This window comes from Pelatocladus sp. BLCC-F211, from assembly GCF_041928655.1.
Classification (GTDB): domain Bacteria; phylum Cyanobacteriota; class Cyanobacteriia; order Cyanobacteriales; family Nostocaceae; genus Pelatocladus.
Window position 1 is genome coordinate 48,557 of record NZ_JBHFLM010000144.1, and the last position, 19,130, is coordinate 67,686.

General features: G+C 38.0%; 18 protein-coding genes. 6 read left to right on the plus strand and 12 right to left on the minus strand.

The genetic code is table 11. The annotated features are described in order from the left end of the window. Positions 1-54: 54 nt before the first annotated feature. The 3 genes from ACE1AT_RS17945 to queA form a co-directional block, all read right to left on the minus strand. The gene (locus tag ACE1AT_RS17945) at positions 55-1,104 is read right to left on the minus strand and encodes an HlyD family secretion protein (RefSeq protein ID WP_374870713.1); all 1,050 of its coding nucleotides are present in this window, start codon (positions 1,102-1,104) and stop codon (positions 55-57) included. 183 nt (positions 1,105-1,287) lie between these two features. Next, positions 1,288-1,542, minus strand: a complete 255-nt coding sequence (locus ACE1AT_RS17950) for a hypothetical protein (protein WP_374870715.1) — start codon at positions 1,540-1,542, stop codon at positions 1,288-1,290. A 16-nt stretch (positions 1,543-1,558) separates the two neighbouring features. Continuing rightward, on the minus strand, positions 1,559-2,731 hold the full coding sequence (queA, locus tag ACE1AT_RS17955; protein WP_374870717.1) for a tRNA preQ1(34) S-adenosylmethionine ribosyltransferase-isomerase QueA: 1,173 nt from the start codon (positions 2,729-2,731) through the stop codon (positions 1,559-1,561). A 242-nt stretch (positions 2,732-2,973) separates the two neighbouring features. Between queA and ACE1AT_RS17960 the strand changes: the two genes are divergently transcribed. Next, the gene (locus tag ACE1AT_RS17960; protein WP_026086718.1) at positions 2,974-3,363 is read left to right on the plus strand and encodes a hypothetical protein; all 390 of its coding nucleotides are present in this window, start codon (positions 2,974-2,976) and stop codon (positions 3,361-3,363) included. 190 nt (positions 3,364-3,553) lie between these two features. Here ACE1AT_RS17960 and ACE1AT_RS17965 read toward each other — a convergent pair whose 3' ends face one another. Then, on the minus strand, positions 3,554-4,156 hold the full coding sequence (locus tag ACE1AT_RS17965; protein ID WP_374870719.1) for a YraN family protein: 603 nt from the start codon (positions 4,154-4,156) through the stop codon (positions 3,554-3,556). A 15-nt stretch (positions 4,157-4,171) separates the two neighbouring features. Between ACE1AT_RS17965 and ACE1AT_RS17970 the strand changes: the two genes are divergently transcribed. Continuing rightward, positions 4,172-4,681 (plus strand): pentapeptide repeat-containing protein, encoded by a 510-nt coding sequence (locus ACE1AT_RS17970; RefSeq protein WP_374870743.1) that lies wholly within the window; start codon positions 4,172-4,174, stop codon positions 4,679-4,681. A 568-nt stretch (positions 4,682-5,249) separates the two neighbouring features. Continuing rightward, positions 5,250-5,573, plus strand: coding sequence for a hypothetical protein (locus ACE1AT_RS17975; RefSeq protein WP_016859488.1), 324 nt, complete (start codon positions 5,250-5,252; stop codon positions 5,571-5,573). Between the two features lie 126 nt (positions 5,574-5,699). Here ACE1AT_RS17975 and ACE1AT_RS17980 read toward each other — a convergent pair whose 3' ends face one another. Next, entirely contained in the window at positions 5,700-7,796 is a 2,097-nt protein-coding gene (locus tag ACE1AT_RS17980; RefSeq protein ID WP_374870721.1) for a tetratricopeptide repeat protein, read from the minus strand. Positions 7,797-7,935: 139 nt separating this feature from the next. Here ACE1AT_RS17980 and ACE1AT_RS17985 point away from each other — a divergent pair, with 139 nt between their 5' ends. Next, on the plus strand, positions 7,936-8,646 hold the full coding sequence (locus ACE1AT_RS17985) for a rhomboid family intramembrane serine protease (RefSeq protein WP_374870723.1): 711 nt from the start codon (positions 7,936-7,938) through the stop codon (positions 8,644-8,646). A gap of 39 nt (positions 8,647-8,685) precedes the next feature. Here ACE1AT_RS17985 and ACE1AT_RS17990 read toward each other — a convergent pair whose 3' ends face one another. From ACE1AT_RS17990 to ACE1AT_RS18010, 5 genes are all read right to left on the minus strand, one after another. Continuing rightward, the gene (locus ACE1AT_RS17990) at positions 8,686-10,329 is read right to left on the minus strand and encodes a tetratricopeptide repeat protein (protein ID WP_374870725.1); all 1,644 of its coding nucleotides are present in this window, start codon (positions 10,327-10,329) and stop codon (positions 8,686-8,688) included. Positions 10,330-10,508: 179 nt separating this feature from the next. Beyond that, positions 10,509-12,152 (minus strand): fasciclin domain-containing protein, encoded by a 1,644-nt coding sequence (locus ACE1AT_RS17995; protein ID WP_374870727.1) that lies wholly within the window; start codon positions 12,150-12,152, stop codon positions 10,509-10,511. A 1,094-nt stretch (positions 12,153-13,246) separates the two neighbouring features. After that, on the minus strand, positions 13,247-13,429 hold the full coding sequence (locus ACE1AT_RS18000; RefSeq protein ID WP_374870729.1) for a hypothetical protein: 183 nt from the start codon (positions 13,427-13,429) through the stop codon (positions 13,247-13,249). A 1,163-nt stretch (positions 13,430-14,592) separates the two neighbouring features. Then, entirely contained in the window at positions 14,593-15,564 is a 972-nt protein-coding gene (locus tag ACE1AT_RS18005) for a DUF362 domain-containing protein (protein ID WP_374870731.1), read from the minus strand. Between the two features lie 87 nt (positions 15,565-15,651). Then, on the minus strand, positions 15,652-17,067 hold the full coding sequence (locus tag ACE1AT_RS18010; RefSeq protein ID WP_374870733.1) for an aspartate ammonia-lyase: 1,416 nt from the start codon (positions 17,065-17,067) through the stop codon (positions 15,652-15,654). Between the two features lie 139 nt (positions 17,068-17,206). Between ACE1AT_RS18010 and pgsA the strand changes: the two genes are divergently transcribed. Next, a complete protein-coding gene (pgsA, locus tag ACE1AT_RS18015; RefSeq protein WP_374870735.1) occupies positions 17,207-17,719 on the plus strand; it encodes a CDP-diacylglycerol--glycerol-3-phosphate 3-phosphatidyltransferase in 513 nt (170 codons plus the stop codon). Positions 17,720-17,750: 31 nt separating this feature from the next. Here the strand turns inward: pgsA and ACE1AT_RS18020 are convergent, their stop codons facing one another. Beyond that, positions 17,751-17,984: a DUF86 domain-containing protein gene (locus ACE1AT_RS18020; protein ID WP_374870737.1), complete on the minus strand. Its 234-nt coding sequence runs from the start codon at positions 17,982-17,984 to the stop codon at positions 17,751-17,753. After that, positions 17,974-18,264, minus strand: coding sequence for a nucleotidyltransferase family protein (locus ACE1AT_RS18025; protein ID WP_374870739.1), 291 nt, complete (start codon positions 18,262-18,264; stop codon positions 17,974-17,976). Before ACE1AT_RS18025 ends, ACE1AT_RS18020 begins: the two co-directional genes overlap by 11 nt. A 193-nt stretch (positions 18,265-18,457) precedes the next feature. Here ACE1AT_RS18025 and ACE1AT_RS18030 point away from each other — a divergent pair, with 193 nt between their 5' ends. Further along, a complete protein-coding gene (locus ACE1AT_RS18030) occupies positions 18,458-19,018 on the plus strand; it encodes a viroplasmin family protein (protein WP_374870741.1) in 561 nt (186 codons plus the stop codon). The last annotated feature ends 112 nt before the right edge of the window (positions 19,019-19,130 follow it).

The window sequence follows — 19,130 nt, forward strand, 5'->3', positions numbered from 1 at the left end:
GGCTAATAGTCTAAGTCTACTAAAAGTAGACTTATTGAATAAGCTGCGGTCAGCTTACTTAGGAATTACTTTTACAACTGCGGACATTCCGGGAGTAATGCGCGATTCATAACCTTTAATACTCGCCGACTCAAACATAATCTTGACAGGAATTCTGCGTATATCATTGGTATTGGTATTAACAGAATTTCCTGTGTTATTGTTTGGTGGAATTAGAGCAATGCTATCTACTTTACCTGCAAAGTTACGACTCGGAAAAGCAGCTATTTTGATGTCTACCCTTTGTCCTGCTTGTATCTTTTCTAACTGGTTTTCGGGAAAATTACCAATAATCCAAGGGTCTGGTTGTACGACAGTGAAAAGAGTTTGACCGGGTTCTACTCGTTGTCCGATTTGGATATTTTTGTTACCTATTTTTCCAGGAACAATGGCATTAATATTGGTATAGGATAATTGTAGTTCAGCTTTTTTGACTTCTGCCTGTTTTTGAGCGATCGCAGCTAATGCAGTTTTATACTGTTGTTCGCTGATATCTCTTTGTTGAGTCGCTTGTGCTTGGAGCAAATTCTGTCTGGCTTGAATATTGCTGTCTGTTGGTAATAGCTGCGATGCTGAAGCTGGAACTGGGACATTTCTAATTTTTTTCTGTGCTAAAGCTGCTTGCTGTTTAGCTAACTCTAAAGATGCTTTCGCCTGGGCAAGTGATACTTGATAATCTTGAGGATCAAGTTTTACTAACAGTGTTCCTGGAGTTACTACTTGATTCTCGTTGACTGGAATTTGGTTGACTATCCCTGAGACACGAGCAGTCACAGGATAAATGTCTGCGGTAATATAGGCGTTATCGGTTTGGGGAAAACTTTGGCTATACTGCCATTGGCGGTAAGCGTAAATTCCTGATGCTATAGCTCCTGCACCTAAAATTACTCCTACTACCACAATCGGCAGCAGACGACTTTGAGATAGAGGTACTCTTGTTTTGGTATTACTATTTGATGCACCAGGAGTGATACCTGTAACCTCTTGCTCTACAACTGGAGTTTTTTGCTCCTCCACTCCTGTAACTTGTTGTGCGTGTTGTTGTAAAGAATCTACGCGTTCCATCTGGCACCCTCTTTTCAGTAATACTTCAAGATTTCTTATTAACAATTGACAACAAATATACAAGTGTTTTAATACACTAAGTGCTAGGAGTAATATTAATCATATTATATGCTTTAGCCTTATTTTTTTACTTTGAATATTTATTTATATTTTGCTTAATTAACCACTTAATATTAACTTCAATTAAGTGTATTGAGTATATCTTGAGACAGCTTGATTATAAAGCAATACGGTTAGTGTTAAGGATAATTGTAGGTTGGGGAGCCAGTGTAGTGGACGGGTTCCCCAACCTACACAATTTAATCTTTCTGGCTCTAACACTAAGGGTTTTGGATGATAAAGAATTTTAAATCCAAGGACTAAAGTCCTGACTACAAACTTGAGCGATCGCAATTTTTCATCATGATATATATTTGTGGGACGATCCAGATAGTTCATCCCACAAGAAAAATTACTATATTGTTGCTTCTGGCAAAATCAACATCGCATCACCAAACGAATAAAAACGATATCGAGATGCTATGGCTTCTTGATAAATATTTAATAATCTTTGCCTACCAATTAAAGCACTCACCAACATCAACAAACTCGAACGTGGTAAATGAAAGTTAGTAATCATACCTTCCACTACCCGCCATTGATAACCAGGATAGATAAACAAATTAGTCTTACCACAAAATGGTTGCAGTTCACCTTTAGTTGCAGCTCCTTCCAAAGCACGGACTACCGTTGTACCCACTGCAATAATGCGACCACCAGCGGCTTTAGTAGCACGAATTTGTTCTACAGTATTTTGAGGTACTTCTATCCATTCTTCATGCATTGTATGGGTAGTGACGTTCTCCACTTCTACTGGACGAAATGTTCCTACACCTACATGCAATGTTACAAAAGCTTGATTAATATTTTGTTCGCGTAACTTTTGTAATAATTCTGGAGTAAAGTGCAGTCCTGCTGTGGGAGCAGCAACCGCCCCTGGATTTTGAGCATATACAGTTTGATACTGTTCGCTTTGGGCTTCGGTTGTTGTGATGTATGGCGGTAGAGGTATTTCACCAAATGCATCCAGCAATTGCAGCAAAGAAACTTCTTCTGGCAGTTCAAATTGTAGCAGACGCCCTCCAGTCGCGGTGTCGGTTGCTAGGACAGTCGCAGTTAGTGAGTGATAGAGAGGTGGGGTGGTGGGGTGGTCGCCATCAGTATTGACCTTCGCTGTGAAAACAATTTGCGAACCGCGTTTAAAACGTTTTCCCGGTTTGACTAAGGCTAACCAACAGTTATGCTGTCTTTCCTCTAGCAGCAGTACTTCTACCTCTGCTCCTGTTAATTTGTGACCATATAACCGGGCTGGAAGAACTCGTGTATTATTCATCACTAGTAAATCCCCCGGACGTAGGATTTCTGGTAAATCTCGAAAGATGTAGTGTTGGGGTGCGGTTTCTGTACCTACATTCTGAGAATTTACCACTAGGAGTCTAGAACTATCTCTGGGAACTGCTGGGTTTTGAGCAATTAGTTCGGTTGGTAATTCATAATCGTACCCAGCTAATGAGATATCTAGCTCAGAATTTTCTGGTGTTTGTTTAGATATTAAATGAGAATTTGTTTTTGCGAGTTGTTCCTGCATTGAGATTTTAGACTTTCTTAAACAAGCTGGTTGAAAATAGTGTGTTCTAAAAGAACTCTAAAGTATTGCCGACAAAATAGAATCTTCGACTTTAAGATGGATAGTGTTAAGTACCACTGAAGCAACTATATGAAAATTGGGTAAACCTCCCTATCTAAAAACGGGGGCTTTTACCCTAGCAGGTTGTGAGTCGCTCTACCGATAATAGAAATGTAGGATTGGCTTTGATCCCAAGCACCAAGATGGAATACTTGTATTATCTGGCAAATGCCAGTCTCACTCTGAGGGTTGTTCAATACTTGCACGCTAAACCCCAAATACCTGTTTCCTTCATCACCGTAATTCATCAAATTGATGGTTGGGTGGTTAGAGTCAAACTGAGAAAACAGGTATCGCCCCAAGAAGACGGTGACATTCGAGCTTTTTTGAATGAATTAGGAATTAGCTACGAGCCACCAATGCGAGTACAAATGGCACTTTGGAGTTTAGAGGCAGGTCAGTGTCCTGTTGATGTTATGCGTCGTTATCAAGTTGCTATTGTTTCTCATGGTAGCCCAGAAAAAGAGGAAATTGAGGCATTTAGACAACAATTTGTTAGGGGATTAGGTTATTGTCCAGAAACTTTGGCGTAACCAAATCAGTGTAGACGCGCAAGCGGCTTGCCGCAGGCTACAGTTATCAGTTATCAATTATCAGCTTGAAAAATTATAGGTCAGCCTTGAAATATAATTAGAGCAAAAGACAAAGATGTATGGGGGTAATTGGTAATTAGTAATTGTTGATTATTTGTTGTTAAGAACAACAAATAACTCGCAATACCCACTATCTAAAATCATCGGCAATATCAAAAGCCGCAGGAATGTATTCTTGTAATGTTAATTTATACCCTGCTATATACGAGCTAATTAGGTTTTTTTCTTGAAATTTATCTTTACTAAATTTTGTTGATATTTGACGATAACTAACAATGGCAACGTCAAATCGACAAGGGTAATTTTCTTGATCAGGGTGTGCTACTAAAAACATCTGTGCTGTACGCCAAAGCTTGACTTTCTTTGATGAGGCGATCGCACTTCTTCCCCCCGCATCCCAATTTCTGGGACTGCGGGTTTTTACTTCGACAAACGCCAGTGTCGGAGACGAGGTTACAGAAGACGCGGAGGAAGAAGACCCGGAGAATGGAGGACGCGGTGACGCGGAGATATTATTAACAATTTCTCCCTTGTCCCCGTATCCCCCGTGTCCCCCATATCCCGATGTCCCCGCGTCCTCTTCGACATACTGAGCAATAATATCAATTTCTCCCCAACGACAACGCCAGCGACGATCAAGAATTACCCAACCTTGAGATTGTAAGCAATGTGCTACTAGGTCTTCTCCTGCGTTGCCGATATCGAGATAATAGGAAGGAGAATGGTTCGTCATTGGTTAAAAGTTACAATGAGTTCTAAGTTGAGCGATCGCATTACAATAAGCATACTAAGTGTGTTGTTTTTGGCTGTGATGGCTATCACAGTTGCTCTAGCTTTCCCTGAAAGTGCTGTAGCAATTAACTACAACAACCGAACCTTAGAGGCGGCTGATTTTTCCAAGCAGGATTTAACAGATTCCAGCTTCGATCATGCCAATCTTCGCAATAGCAACTTCAGTAATTCCAATTTGCGTGGTGTCAGATTCTTTTCGGCAAATTTAACCTCGGTAGATTTCACTGGCTCTGACCTCAGTTATACCGATTTAGAATCAGCACGAATGACTAAAGCCAATTTGACGAATGCAGTCCTAGAAGGCGCATTTACAACTGGCACTATGTTTAATGGAGCAATAATTGATGGTGCAGATTTTACTGATACTTACATCCGTGAGGACATGCTTAAGAAATTATGTGAAGTAGCTAAAGGCACTAATTCAGTTACAGGGCGGAATACCCGCGATACTTTGACTTGTCCTTAATTGTTGATAACTTACTGTCTTAGTATCTTAGTGGTCTAACCACCAAGACACTAAGACACAAAAAGAATTCTTGTCAGATAGGCAGCTTCAGGCATTAACTTTAAACTGTTAGCAGTATTATTTGCTATATTTTTTTGTTTATTTTTGAGGACTAAAGTCCTCACTACGAACTAAAAATCATATACCAATTGCCTAAGCCTTGATTATTTTAAGCTTTCATCATCAATCCAATGAATCCAGATTAGTATTTCTCCTTTACCTTTTACCTCTCTAACTTAAGAAGTATATGCTCACTGAATTGTTGCAAATTATTTAGTTAGTAATTTCCAGGTAAAGTTTATTTTCAAACGATGCAAGAAGAATGAAAGTACTGTTAGTCTGTTTATGTAAGAAAAGACTAGTTTGAAATTGCTTAGAGGTAGATTTTGATCTTAACAAGTTTTAACAATTGCCGCAGTTAATTAACTGAAAAGAGATTGATCAATTATTAAGATTAACTAAAAAAATTATATTTATTGGTTTTCTAATTACTATGTTGAACTTCTTGAAGCGAATTGGTAGTCGGAATATGAAACATTACTCTGATGCATGGATTGAAGAATGGTGCAAGGATAATGGCTGGACAGATTTATTTATTGAGCGTTGTAATAGTTACTGGGCTTTTCCTCCTGGCGCAGTAATGCCAGAACCAATTCCTATGCAAGTTCTCAGAGTCATTAAAGCCGAAAAAGGATTAACCTGTGAAGAACGTTTTTGGTCGCTCACAGCAGTAATTGCAACTATGATTGCAGCTTTTGTCACCTATTGGTTGAGATGTCCGATACCATTAGTTGCTGCTTTCGCTTTTAATGCGGTAACGGTGGCTCAACTTGAGGTTGAGGATGCTTATTAAAGCAAGAGAAAAGTTAAGGCGTAAGGGGAAAAGAAAAGATTTATTTGTGATTTTATGGTTAGAAGAGGTGCTGCGATCGCAGCACCTTTGTTATTATAAATAGCATTTATAGTTATGACTCTGGAATTACAGCAGTGGTTTACTAATAATTATATTTGGTTTAATAACTGACAACTGACTTTGGGCTTTGTCTCGTGCTTGGATGGCTTGCTGATAGTCTGGTTTAATTTTTATAGCTTGATTGTAAGAAGCGATCGCTTCTTGATAACGTTGTAAATTGAACAAAGCATTTCCTCTAGAAAACCAAGTTTCGTAGTGTTGTGGGTTGTAACGGGCGGCGCGATCATATGAGGCTATCGCTTCTTCATATTTCTGTAAAAGATATAGCGAATTGCCCCGGTTATACCAAAGTTGATCATCGTTTCGTTTCAATTTTGCTGCTTGCTCGTAAGCTGCTACAGCTTCGTTATATTTTTGCATTTGATGTAGCGACCAACCCTTACTATACCATGCTTGGAAATTATTAGGATTTAATTCAATAAATCTATTAAATGATTCCACTGCTTTTGGATAGCGTTGTAAATTCATCAGAATATTACCTCTTGCTAACCACGCCTGGTAATAATTTGGATTAGTTTGCACAGCTTGATCATAGGCTGTCAATGCATCTTGAGAACGTTGCAGATTCACAAGAGAATTGCCGCGATTATACCAAGCTTCTGTATAACTTGGTTTAATTTCAAGAGTTTTATCGTATGCTCTTATTGCTTCTTCGTAGCGTTTTAAATTTTGTAGTGTCTGGGCTTTATTGTACCAAGCTTCATAATCATCTTTTTGCAAATTAATTGCTTGTTCGTAAGCCGATATTGCTTCATCGTATCGCTTTAAACTGCTTAAAGATTCTCCTTTTGCATTCCAAACTAGGGGAGAGTTATTTTCTAGTTGTAAGGCTTTATCAAAAGAGGCGATCGCTTCTTGATATCGGCGCAAATCTTTTAATACAAAACCTCTACCTATCCAAGCTTCTAAATAATCCGGTTCAATTTGAATTGCTTTGTCATAGGCTGTGAGGGCTGCTTTGTATTCTTTTAACTTACTCAGCGTACTAGCTTGTCCATTCCAAGCTTCAGCATATTCTGGTCGGATTTTTACTGCTTTTTCATATACTGACAAAGCATCTTGATAACGTTGTAATTCATAAAGTGTATTAGCTTTTTTATATAATTCGGTGGCGTTTACAGAATTAATACTATTCAGAATATATAGAGATGCTGCTGTTCCCACTCCTAAAATTATCATCCCAGCTAATACTTTTTTGATAATCTTTTTTTTGGGTTTATTATTTGTAATTGATGGTTGATTGTGATCAGGAATATTTAATGCTACTGTTTGCCAGTTGGGATTATGCAAATCTTTTAAAGATTGTAAAGCTAAAGTTGCTGACGAGTAGCGTTGACGAAAATCATAACGCACCATTTTATCTAAAAACTGAGCAAAATCCTGGCTGACTTCAGTATGATTTTGCCAAATAATTTCATTAGTTTCTGCGTCTTTTTCCAGTTCTTCAGGAGATAAACCAGTGAGTGCTTGAATCCCAAGAATACCAACAGCATATATATCGCTACTATATTTTGGGCTACCTTGGGCTTGTTCCCCAGGAATATAGCCAGGAGTACCAATCGCAACAGTAAATGTAGTTTTGTTACTAGGATTAATTACCTGAGTCGTAATTTGTTTGACGGCTCCAAAATCAATTAAAAATAACTTGCCATCTAGTTTTCTTCTTAGTAAATTATGGGGGTTGACGTCACGATGGATAACTTTTTGTTGATGGACAAAATCTAAAATTTGTAATATCTCTTGCAAGAGAGAAATAACTTGAGATTGACTGAGGCGCTTTCCTGGTATGATTTCTTGGCTCAGATCATGACCTTCAATAAATTCTTGTACCAGATAAAATTCTTCGTTTTCTTCAAAGTACGCCAAAAGTTGGGGTATCTGATTGTGTGTACCTAATTTATGCAAAACCTGGGCTTCTGTATCAAATAGACGTCTAGCAGTTTGCAGACTTGCTGGATCTGTAACTTGGGGTTTAAGTTTCTTGACAACACATTTAGGATTGCCAGGTAATTGAGTATCATAAGCGACGAAAGTTTCACCAAAGCCTCCTCCTCCCAAATGACTGATAATTTGGTATCTTCCAACAAGTATGTTTCCCAGCATTTGGTTTACCCAGTTGAATACGCTACGACCTGATTTTGATCTTGCCACAGTTTTCTGACTGTGGTTAGTAGTTAGTGGTTGATGGCTAATAACAATTACTCATTACCCATTACCAATTACCCATTACCCATTAGTTTCAATGATTCCTATTAGCGATAACCTTTTCATTAGTTCGCGTAAAAAACCGATAATAATTTATTGGTTAATTGGTATGAATCTTGCTTTGTTTTTATGGGAATTTAAGCTAGAAATTAGTGGACAGTTAGGTATTTTTGTGAGTAATTGGGGTTTAATTCCAGCACAAATGCATGGTGCGATCGCTAGTTTCTTTGCTGGTAATTCTGCTGCTGGAATATTTGTGTTGTCACGTTCTGCTTCTTTGCTAACTGCAATGTTTATTCACGGTAGTTTTAGCCAAATTTTGGGTAATCTACTATTTTTATGGGTTTTTGGCAGAAATTTAGAAAATATTCTCGGTCATGGACGATTTTTGGTATTTTATCTGATGTGTGGCGTTCTGACAGGAATAATCCAAATTCTTGCTAATCCTAACTTGGCTGTACCATTGATAGGTGCAAATGGTGCGATCGCATCTGTTTTGGGAGCATATATCTTCAAGTTTCCCAAAGTTAAAATTGATACTGTGATGCCTCTTTTAGTTATCTTTATACCTATGCAAATTCCAGCTGTTTTTTATACAATTTGGTGGTTTGTACAACAATTATTTTATGGAATTGGTAGTTTAAATATTCCTGGCGGAGTCAACCCGCTTAATAGTATTAATTATTGGGCGCAGATAGCAGGATTCATCATTGGTATAACTACCATGAAAAGATTACACTTAAAATAAGTTATGAATCAACAACTACCAACCACTAATTATTAAGAACTAAAATTTTAAATCATCCAAAGATTCTTCTATTTCTAAATCTAAAATTCTTTCTTGAACTTTTTTATGTTTTGCGAGATTACCTTCTTTGTAATATATAGATGTAGCTTTTTGAAAATCTGCGATCGCTCCTTGTTTATCTCCTAAATCATAACGAGCATTGCCACGATTATAATAGGCATCGGCATCATTAATATTAATTTTGAGCGTTTCTGTATAGTCTGCGATCGCTCCTTCGTAATCTTGGACATCATAACGAGCATTACCACGATTATAATAAGCATCAGCATCATGAGCATTTATTTTGATTGCTTGGGTATAATCTGTGATTGCTCCTTCATAGTCTCCCAATTCTAAGCGAAAGTTTCCACGCTTTTTATAAGCAATAAAATCATCACTATCAAGCTCACTTTCTTGGACAAAATCTTCAACTTGTTCTTGATAATCGCCAATATTAATATTTTTTAAATTTATCTTACCTTCTGGCTGTGGATACAACTTGACTAATTGAGTATAATCTTCAATAGCTCCTTGTTTATCTCCTAAAAAATAACGCACATCAGCACGATTTTTGTATGCGATCGCATCATTAGGATTAATTCTAATTGCCTGAGTATAATCCGCGATTGCTCCTTCATAATCTCCTAGCTGATAACGTGCTAAACCACTTTTATTGTAAGCTTTAATGTATTTAGGATTAATTCTAATTGCCTGGGCATAATCGGCAATTGCTCCTTCGTAATCTCCTACTTGATAACGTGCTAAACCAAGTTTATAGTATGTATCGGCATCATGAGAATATAATTCCAATGCTTCATTATAATTGATGATGGCAGCATGATATTGTCCTTTTTCACTGCATTCATCGCCAAGTTTTATATAAATCAGATTTAACTCTTCAATCTGAGTATTTGTATTTCCATTTTTTACTGAAGTGAATGGAGGTTTTATCAGCGAGTTATCTGGTTGTTGATAGATTAATTCTGATCTAAGATTTTGTTTATTACTTATGAATGTTTTTTCATTTAGCTGATGATTTTTAGCATCTTGTAATTGTTCTAAATAACCGCGTAAACCACCACCATAAAGTAATTGCTGTATTCCGAAGGAAATTCTGCCAGTTTTCAACTTAATCATTTGAGTCGGCAGAAAACCAGCTAGGAAGAGATGATACTCTGATTGTGCTTCATTGACTTGCTCTTGAATTAAAATGCAAACAACAACTGCATTTTTCTCAACTTCTTCAGCACTGATTGACCATCTGACTTTATCAATGTTACCGTAACGAGATTTCACCTCAATCCCAATAGATGGATGAGCCGTCATCGTAAAATCTGTTTTACCATCTCCGCCAATTCTTTTTTCGTAATCTACTTCTGTAATTAAATCAGCTAGGCGTTCTTTCACAACTTCCTCTCCTAACTTTCCTTTGAGGTAGCTGATAAAAACGTCACGAACTGGCGAAACACGTTTATATTTTTCTGCCATTAACCAGCAAAAATCTCTGAGTATTTTTAATCTTTCTCCAGAGATTATCGTTGTTTCACTATATTGACCCTCTGTTTGACAATGCAGCAGACAACCAGATGTTAACCTTTTGATGAAGTCTGATTGAAGCGATCGCAGTACGGTTATCCAATCCATTGATATTTCTGCGAATCTTTTGATCAGGTGATTCTATCTAAGATATCAAAACTGGACTGACTTTCATCAATAAAACCCCACTCCTACTATCTAAGTTAGGGGCGGGGTGATGTGATCATGGGCGATTCAACAATCTTTACTTTTGCTAATCCCAAGAAGTGAGCCTATTGTAAATCAATTTAGAATCTGTAACCGATTCCTAACATCACGCCAACATCTGTGTCATCTACAAAAGAAGCATTCACAGAACCTGTGATCATAAATTGAGAAGACAAAGGATAATCTACACCACCAGTGACTAACAAACCAATATCAGTGTCATCATCAGTCCCGATAGCTACACCAGCACCGATATAAGGAGATATAACAGCATCACCACCACCAATATCAGTTGGTCGGAAAGCAAAGTCAAAAGTGATAGGAACTAGAAAGACAGTATCATCCCCAATCACTGCGCCTGGTCGGATTGAGAAATTGTTTGTGATACCAAATTTGCTGGTGACAGCAAAGTTGCCACTGCCAAGAGCCGTATTACCACCTAAACCAATGTTACCACCAACGGCAATATAGTTTCTCTTAACTCTAACAGCAGCCTCTTCACCTTCTTTCTGTTCACCCTGTGCCAATTCAGGTGGAATCAAAACTTGGTTGATGACGTGTACAACACCATTAGTCGCTTTCACATCTGGTTGGATGACACTGGCATTATTGACCGCAATCTGATTATTAGCAGTATCAACTTTTACATTGACAGATTCATCTTCCAAAGTTTTCACTTCACCAGATGTCAGCTTGCTTGCAGGTAAATCACCAGAAACTACGTGATATCTCAAAATCTTGATTAATGTTTCTCTGTTTTCTGGTTGCTGCAACTGCTGTAAAACATCTGGAGGTAAAGCAGCAAATGCTTGGTCTGTCGGAGCAAAAACTGTATACGGACCCGGTTGTCTCAAAGCATCTGCTAAACCTGCTGTCTTCAGCAAAGAAGTCAGAGTTGTAAAACTACCACTAGACTCAGCAATGGAAACAATATCACCTGTAGTTTGAGGATTACCACCCACAATATAACTTACAGCTGCCACATTGCTAGGTAATGGTTGCACTTGTCCAAGTCTCACCAATGCTTGATATAAAAGTGCAGCCGCCTCCGCACGCGTCAGACCTCCTTGAGGATTCAGCGTTTTGACATCAGGATAGTTGACAACAATATTGGCTTGTGTTGCTGCCGCCACTTGATTAATAGCATAAGACGGAATCTGAGCAGCATCTACATAATTAGTAGAAAGAGTTTGTTCTACAGAGCCACTGGGAGATAAATTGAGTCCGCTAGCTACAGCAGTAATCGCATCTGCCTTGGAAACTGTTTGATTCGGCTGAAACAAGTTATTCGGATAACCTGCTAGAAATCCAGCTTCATAAGCAGCCTTAATTGCAGATGCAGCCCAATAATCAGAAGGCACATCTCTAAAGCCTTCTGGTGGTAGCTGGCGAACTGGATTTAGTGTAAAAGCTTTTTGGAACATAGCTGCAATTTCAGCCCGCGTTACAGGTTGATTTGGTCTGAAAGTTCCATCTGGAAAACCAGCAATTACATTTCTTGCAGCTAAACCTTGAATAAATGGTAACGCCCAATAATCTGCTGGCACATCAGCAAAGCTAGGAGTAGTCACAGCAGGTGCAGGTGTGGGTGCAGGTGCTGGAGTTGGGGCATTAACCTGAGCAGATACAGGAGCGGACATTATTATTGGACTTGTCACAGTAGCCATCATTCCTAAAGCTACTAATGCGCTACTTGTGAACGACCAACTAGATAAACTACGCATGAACACTTCCTCCTCAACAACACATATCGACAGTTAACAAAACAGAACTTTTACCTTGACTTAGACATGCAAAATACAATCCTTCTTGCTTTTATTTGTGATGATATCAGTTGATTTTGTAAATTCAAACAGAAGTTTTTGTTTTGACTTCAATTTAATGAAGTTTCATAACTATAATGTCCAACATATCCATCAAAAAAACAATATTTCTTAATGTATAAATTTTTCTAGTATTTTTTGGCAAATATTTAAGTATGCTTAGTCGAGAAGCAGATTCTTGGTCATTATTTGTCAGCTATATTACAAGCCACATCGTCGATTGAATATGAGCAAACTAGAAAGTTATAACGAATTACACTTTCCAGAGTAGGCAATTGGTTGAGTCAATTTTGACCTGTTTATTAATAATACCTGTTTTTGAGTGTCTGAGTCATATATCAAAAGCAAGGAATATATATCTACCGAAAGCAAGGGATGGTAGATGCTAAATGTCTGTTAAGCTCATAATATGAAGCAAACTGTTCGCTATTCGAGCAAGACAGTGGAATCATAATTTATTTTCTATAACTTCAAGAGCATACATAATATCAAGTTAACTAAAGTCTGTCTGAAAAATAGGCGTGAGGGTGTAGGGGTGTAGAAGGAGTCATATTTTTATGTTTGGTTGTGGGATTTTCCCGTGAATGACTGTCTTGAAAACAGTGAACTTTTAACAGGGATTCTCCTAACGGAGACGCACTCGCGTTCATAAATCGGGAATTAGGGAAGAATTTTCATCCCCTAGTTGTGGGCATAGTCGTTCGTGGGATTCTACCAAGCAATAAGTATATTTGTAATGGACTAGTTTTAACTAACAGTGACTTGTGACTGGGAAAATAAACTTAATAATCAACTCAACCACTTTCCAGCTATATAGTTAGTCCTGATAACAGGGTTATCTTCAAAAATATGGGTAAAAAACAAGACCCCCGACTTCTCTAAAAAGTCGGGGATTTATGTGTTCAATTTTCACAAATCACATAGGATCACTATATTTTAGAGCAATACATCGTAGTTGTTAAAAAGTGCTTTTCTTTAATTCATCTCTAATATTTTCACTTCTGCTTGAGGTTATAGATGATGGATGGCTGCTTATTAGGAATATTTACAGAAGAGTAATTAGCAATCACTAACAGAGGCAATGTCAAAGTTAGCAAACCGATAACAGTTCCGATGATGTCTGCCAAACGATGGGAAGATGCGTCGGTTGAATTGGCAGACTGGCTGTTTGAATTCATAAAAAGTTTGTTTGATCACTTTATTTTGTAATTAGACTCTGACAAAAGAGTCTAATTACTATTTTAGCTACTTTTTAACTGTAATTTTTTGAATCGTCAAGCATTGTATCTATCTTAATCAAGCTACTTCTGATTTTTTGTATATAGCAACACTTGATACTAAATTTTTATGACAAAATTTTTTATAACCATGTAATTATTATTGCTTAACGTTTTATTAACCTATACAATCTCTACATTGTTTATCAACTAAATTTCTAGCATCCAAGAATAGAATTATAAATCTTATTTTATTTTTTTATGTAATTTTGTATACAAAATTTTTGATATATAAAACTCGAAAAAGCTTAATAAGCTTGAGTTTAGAGGTTTTTCGTTTATGTAAATTTACTCAAAAATATACTAAACCAATTATGTCTATATATTTATTTTTACATTTTTGAGATTAGTTAAGTAATAGCACTGAAAAATGATCTTGAGAGCATCTAAGTAATCAAAGACTTTAAACCCTAAGTATACATTAAGGTATATACAAGTATTGTTTAATATTTTGTAATTTCCAACAGTGATTATACTCAATAAAAAATAAGTTAAGAAAAAATATTAGACAAACTTGATTTTTGATATTTTGTCAATCTATAAATAGGTAGATAAAAATTATTTCATGCTCAAGCAATTAATATGGTCGGTGCTTCGCAGTCTAATTCTAAAGCAGAAATGAGCGTAATTGTTAGAAACTAGTACTCCACCAAATCAATTTTACCTAGTTTGTAGTAAGCACTTCAGTGCTTAATAGAGCGATTTCTAGCTCACTATAAATTTTTAAAGTTATAGCAATTTGAAAAAAGAATGTGACAGATGGACTTACAGAACTCTTATGCACCAAAGAGTTTTCCAATCCAAAATCTATAGACGCACGAAGTGCGGCTACCTTTGGTAGGCGCGTTAGCGACAGGCGTGCAAGTAGCCACTCCGTGTCTACTCGACAGAGTAATCCAAAATCCAAAATGGTATTGGCTTGTCATAGTGCTGGCTTAGGAATAATCTCAAATGAAAAAACCGCCACTAATAGAGTAGGGCGGTCTGGTTAAGCAATCGGAGGGTATTTTTAGCTTACTCTGGCGGTTTTGAAATTGCTGTAGCAGAATTTGCACTTGTTGTAGCTAGCTTCTAACATAAGCGCTGATTGGTTCTTTGATAAACTTGATATAGAGATGTTTGAACGTAGATTTGATGACGCGAGGCATACCAAAATCAATGGGAATGAACTTGTCTGGTAATCGCCAATCATCTATTTTTAGTAACTCAGGATGCAAACAAGGATAATCGATGGCGTTTAGTTCTGGACAGACCCCCAAACGCATAGATGCAGCGACAGTAGGTACTGTTATCGCTGGGACATTAAGTATCTCTACCATAGCTCGATCTAAGGCAAATACATCTGGTGATGCACCTAAAATACCCAGTAAACGAGGTTCGCCACCACTAGGACCATTGCCTTCATGACCGATAATACCGTCTAATATGGTCAGATTAGGGTTAATTGTTCTAGCGGTTTCTACTAACATTTCTCCGAATCTGCTAGCATCTTTTCCTGCTTCCATGTGCCACCAAGCTTTCATTTTGCCAGGAACGCAACCAAACAAATTTTTTACACCCAATGTCAGCACTAATTGAGCATGAGATTTGACTTTGGGTAGATTGATCACTACATCTGCTTCCATCGCTTCTTTGGAGAGTAACAGATGGTTGAACTCCTCGCTAACAGTTTGGTAACGAACACCTTGGAAATCAATAATTGGCAGATTGAGTTCTTCTAAAATCGGTTGATAACCATTGGCTATTGCTACTCCCTTGGCGCTACCGAAAGCGGGACTATCGCCTAAAAATGGCTTACCGCCAACTTCAATCACCATCTGTGACACTACATAAACTAGTTGCGATCGCGTGGTACACTCTTTGCCAGGACGTGCGCCTGTCAGCAAATTAGGTTTAAGTAAAACGCGATTCCCTGGTTTTACAAACGCCGCCATTCCTCCAAATGGTTCTAGCAGTGTTTCTAAAGACTTTCTTAAAATATCTTGTTCGTAAGAATTAGCTCGAATGAAACTAACGGTTGGTGTTTGAGTCTGCATATTAGGAAAGGGATTAGGGATTGAGGATTGGGAATCGGGGAAAGGTTAATCACTGATTCCCAAGCAACTACTAACTACTAACAATTTCTATTCCAAGGGTACAATTTGGCTCATTTGTTCCAGATTTAAAACCTCGGCTAATTCTGCTTCACTCATCAGTCCTTTTTCCAGCACAATCTGTCGTAGGGATTTGCCGGTTTCCAAGGATTCTTTCGCCACGGATGCAGCATTTAAATAACCAATGTGGGTATTTAAAGCTGTGACTAAAGCTAAACTTCCTTCTGCATATGCTAAACAACGTTCTTGGTTAGCGGTAATTCCTTGAATGCAGCGTTGGGTGAGTGCAGCAATGGTGTTACCGAGAATTTCGATACTGTGAATCAAGTTATAGGCAATCAGTGGCATCATCACATTTAATTCTAATTGTCCTGCTTGGGCTGCTAAAGCGATCGCACTGTCGTAACCCATCACCTGAAAACACACCATTGATGTCATCTCTACCATCACAGGGTTGTACTTACCTGGCATAATCGAAGAACCAGGCTGCACAGGTGGGAGTTGAATTTCTTTTAAACCAGTTTTTGGTCCAGAGTCCATCAACCGCAAGTCATGAGAAATTTTGACTAAATCTTGCGCTATGTTACGTAAAGCACCAGAAACATTGACAAAAGGTGCCATACTCTGCATTGCTGCCATGAGGTGGGGTGCAGGTTGTAGTGGACTATTAATTAATTCTGCCAGAGTTGCTACCACACGGGCGCGATATTGGGGATGAGTATTCATACCTGTACCCGCTGCACTTCCACCCAAACCCAGTATCATTAAATCACCACTAGCAGCGTAAATCCGGTTTTGGTGTTCTGTGAGAATCTGCGCCCAAGCACGAAAATTTTCACCCAAGCGCACTGGAACAGCATCTTGCATGTGAGTTCTGCCAGAACGAACGATATCTTGAAACTCTGTTGCTTTTGCTTCTAAGGTCGCGATCGCTGTTTCTAAAGCTGGGTGTAGTGTTCTAGACAACGCCAATAAACCACCAATTCTAATTGCCGTGGGAATCACATCATTGGTAGATTGTCCATAGTTAACATGATCATTCGGGCTAACACGCTTGTAGTTACCTTTCTCATCGCCAAGAATTTCTAACGCCCGATTTGCTAGTACTTCATTGACATTCATATGATGAGATGTACCAGCACCCGCTTGATAAACATCTACCACAAACTGATCACGGAATTTACCTGCTAGAACTTCATCCGCAGCTTGGATTATTGCTTGACTGATTTCTTGGGGAATACAACCTAGTTCACCATTGACGATCCCAGTAGCTTTTTTAATTAAAATACAGGCATCTACGTAAGTAGCTAGTGGTTTAATGCCACTAATCGGGAAGTTTTCTGTAGCGCGTAGTGTTTGAATACCGTAATAAAGGCTACTAGCAATCTGGCGATCGCCCATCGAATCCCGTTCTATTCTATATTCAGAATCTATTTGTTGAGTCATAGTGATTTTGGATTTTGGATTTTAGATTGGGTATAGTTGCTTATTAAAATCAACAATCTAAAATTAAATATTATTTATTGGTCTTACCGCAAACGAATTAATCTATCAAATAAATCTAAAATCCAAAATCTCAAATTTCATGACTTTACCTAATTGGATTACATTTTCCCGCTTATTGGGCTTACCATTCCTGCTTTATGGTTTATACAACCCCACACCAACAGCTAGGTGGGTGTGTTTGGCAATTTTCTTGGTTGCAGCTGGTACTGATTGGCTAGATGGGTACTTAGCGCGAAAACTTAACCAAATCAGTGATTTAGGTAAATTTCTTGATCCGTTAGTAGATAAATTACTGGTACTTGCTCCCTTACTGGTCTTGATTGAACTACAACAAATTCCGGCTTGGGGAGTATTTTTGATACTAGCACGGGAGTTAGCGATCGCTGGTTGGCGTGTGAATCAAACTACAATTACCGGAGCGAATATTTGGGGTAAACTCAAAACTGTTAGCCAAATCATTGCGATCGCTCTTTTGATTGCACCATTACCAGAAGTTTGGAGAATTCCCTCTCTCATTGCTTTTTGGGTTTCTGTCAGTCTCACCATAATTTCTGGAGTGATTTACCTGTTACCGCAAACAAATAATGATTAATACGGTTTCTTGTTTTAGTCCAATTCACATATCAATGCAACCGAATTACCTTTGGACGGGTATTCTCATCTTCAGAATAACGATTACGCATATCTTGGGGAACATTTTTCACAGCTTCCCCAATCACTAAAAGGTTGAAAATTACAGCATCAAAGGTACGTTCATCTGCAACAAACTCTTCAAAAGTCATACCTTGAGTGTAATGCAGTATTTTCCTACAACTTGAAACAATATCTTCTAAATACAATTTGAGATTACGTGACATAGATTGCTTCTTGCTCTACAGTCTCACGAATTTGTGGTTTGAGAGCTTTCCAAGTCACTAAATCTACACGAGTTCCCAACTGCTCTTCTAAATATAATTTCACGTCCATGTAGCGGTCAAAAGTTATCGGCGGCTCTAAGTCAACTAAAATATCTACATCACTATCACTTTGAGCTTCATCTCTAGCCACAGAACCAAATAAAGCTAGGGAATTAACACCTAATACTCTCAAATTCATCTTGAGATTTCTGAGAGTGGAAATTACCTGATCTCGTTTCATATAACTACACACAAAATTGTATTTTTCATTAATTATTTTGTCAGGAGCTAGTTACAACAATAATTCTACAGTAATTAAAACAAAAAGCCTACATTCACCGCTTGTGGGAGTTTAGGGAGTTAACTTCAGCTATATTGTTTAAGAAGTTGATAACTGAGGGAAATCTATCCTTAGAAGTGCAAGGTGAAATGATATGGTATTCAAGAAGTATTATGTAGTTCTAAAAGGCAGGAAGACAGGGATATTTACAAGTTGGACAGAATGCGAAGAGCAAATCAAAGGTTACAGTGGTGCAGTGCATAAGTCTTTCAAAACTTTAGGCGAAGCGGAAGCAGCATTAGGACTCACTGATCAGGCTCCACTTTTCCCAATTGAACAAAAAGGGGTAAAGTGGCAGGAAGCAAAAGAAAAGATTGTGCCTGCGAATGAATTAATCATGGACAGTGTTTGTGTCGATGCTTCATGTATTGGTAATCCTGGCAATGTTGAATACAGAGGTATGTATACAGCAACACGTAAAGTAATTTTTCACAAGCGCTCAATGTTAAACGGTACAAATAATCTTGGAGAATTTTTGGCTATTGTTCATGCTCTTGCTTATCTCAAGAATCAAGGAACTGGTATACCTATTTATTCCGATTCAGAGACAGCTATCCTTTGGATCAAAGACAAGAGGGTGCGGACTAAATTGGAACGAAGTGAAGATAATCAAGAGATATTCAACCTAACTTATATCTTGCACCTGGAAATTTGAATGTCAATTCCATTACTAAGTGCCAAGTTTCTCAGACGTTCAATGTCTTGTAAAAGAAGTAACAACACTAATTGTGGAAAGATAATTTGGAATGCAATTTCTGCGGCTTGTC

What these genes read in the sequence shown, in the direction of transcription:
- ACE1AT_RS17965 (WP_374870719.1), bottom strand. Translation starts at nt 4,156, where the DNA reads ATGACGAACCATTCTCCTTCCTATTATCTCGATATCGGCAACGCAGGA.
- ACE1AT_RS17995 (WP_374870727.1), bottom strand. Translation starts at nt 12,152, where the DNA reads ATGCGTAGTTTATCTAGTTGGTCGTTCACAAGTAGCGCATTAGTAGCT.
- ACE1AT_RS17970 (WP_374870743.1), top strand. Translation starts at nt 4,172, where the DNA reads ATGAGTTCTAAGTTGAGCGATCGCATTACAATAAGCATACTAAGTGTG.
- ACE1AT_RS18030 (WP_374870741.1), top strand. Translation starts at nt 18,458, where the DNA reads ATGGTATTCAAGAAGTATTATGTAGTTCTAAAAGGCAGGAAGACAGGG.
- ACE1AT_RS17945 (WP_374870713.1), bottom strand. Translation starts at nt 1,104, where the DNA reads ATGGAACGCGTAGATTCTTTACAACAACACGCACAACAAGTTACAGGA.
- ACE1AT_RS17960 (WP_026086718.1), top strand. Translation starts at nt 2,974, where the DNA reads ATGGAATACTTGTATTATCTGGCAAATGCCAGTCTCACTCTGAGGGTT.
- ACE1AT_RS17975 (WP_016859488.1), top strand. Translation starts at nt 5,250, where the DNA reads ATGAAACATTACTCTGATGCATGGATTGAAGAATGGTGCAAGGATAAT.
- ACE1AT_RS18025 (WP_374870739.1), bottom strand. Translation starts at nt 18,264, where the DNA reads ATGAAACGAGATCAGGTAATTTCCACTCTCAGAAATCTCAAGATGAAT.
- ACE1AT_RS18010 (WP_374870733.1), bottom strand. Translation starts at nt 17,067, where the DNA reads ATGACTCAACAAATAGATTCTGAATATAGAATAGAACGGGATTCGATG.
- pgsA (WP_374870735.1), top strand. Translation starts at nt 17,207, where the DNA reads ATGACTTTACCTAATTGGATTACATTTTCCCGCTTATTGGGCTTACCA.
- ACE1AT_RS17980 (WP_374870721.1), bottom strand. Translation starts at nt 7,796, where the DNA reads ATGCTGGGAAACATACTTGTTGGAAGATACCAAATTATCAGTCATTTG.
- ACE1AT_RS17950 (WP_374870715.1), bottom strand. Translation starts at nt 1,542, where the DNA reads ATGAACTATCTGGATCGTCCCACAAATATATATCATGATGAAAAATTG.
- ACE1AT_RS17990 (WP_374870725.1), bottom strand. Translation starts at nt 10,329, where the DNA reads ATGGATTGGATAACCGTACTGCGATCGCTTCAATCAGACTTCATCAAA.
- ACE1AT_RS17985 (WP_374870723.1), top strand. Translation starts at nt 7,936, where the DNA reads ATGATTCCTATTAGCGATAACCTTTTCATTAGTTCGCGTAAAAAACCG.
- ACE1AT_RS18020 (WP_374870737.1), bottom strand. Translation starts at nt 17,984, where the DNA reads ATGTCACGTAATCTCAAATTGTATTTAGAAGATATTGTTTCAAGTTGT.
- ACE1AT_RS18005 (WP_374870731.1), bottom strand. Translation starts at nt 15,564, where the DNA reads ATGCAGACTCAAACACCAACCGTTAGTTTCATTCGAGCTAATTCTTAC.
- queA (WP_374870717.1), bottom strand. Translation starts at nt 2,731, where the DNA reads ATGCAGGAACAACTCGCAAAAACAAATTCTCATTTAATATCTAAACAA.
- ACE1AT_RS18000 (WP_374870729.1), bottom strand. Translation starts at nt 13,429, where the DNA reads ATGAATTCAAACAGCCAGTCTGCCAATTCAACCGACGCATCTTCCCAT.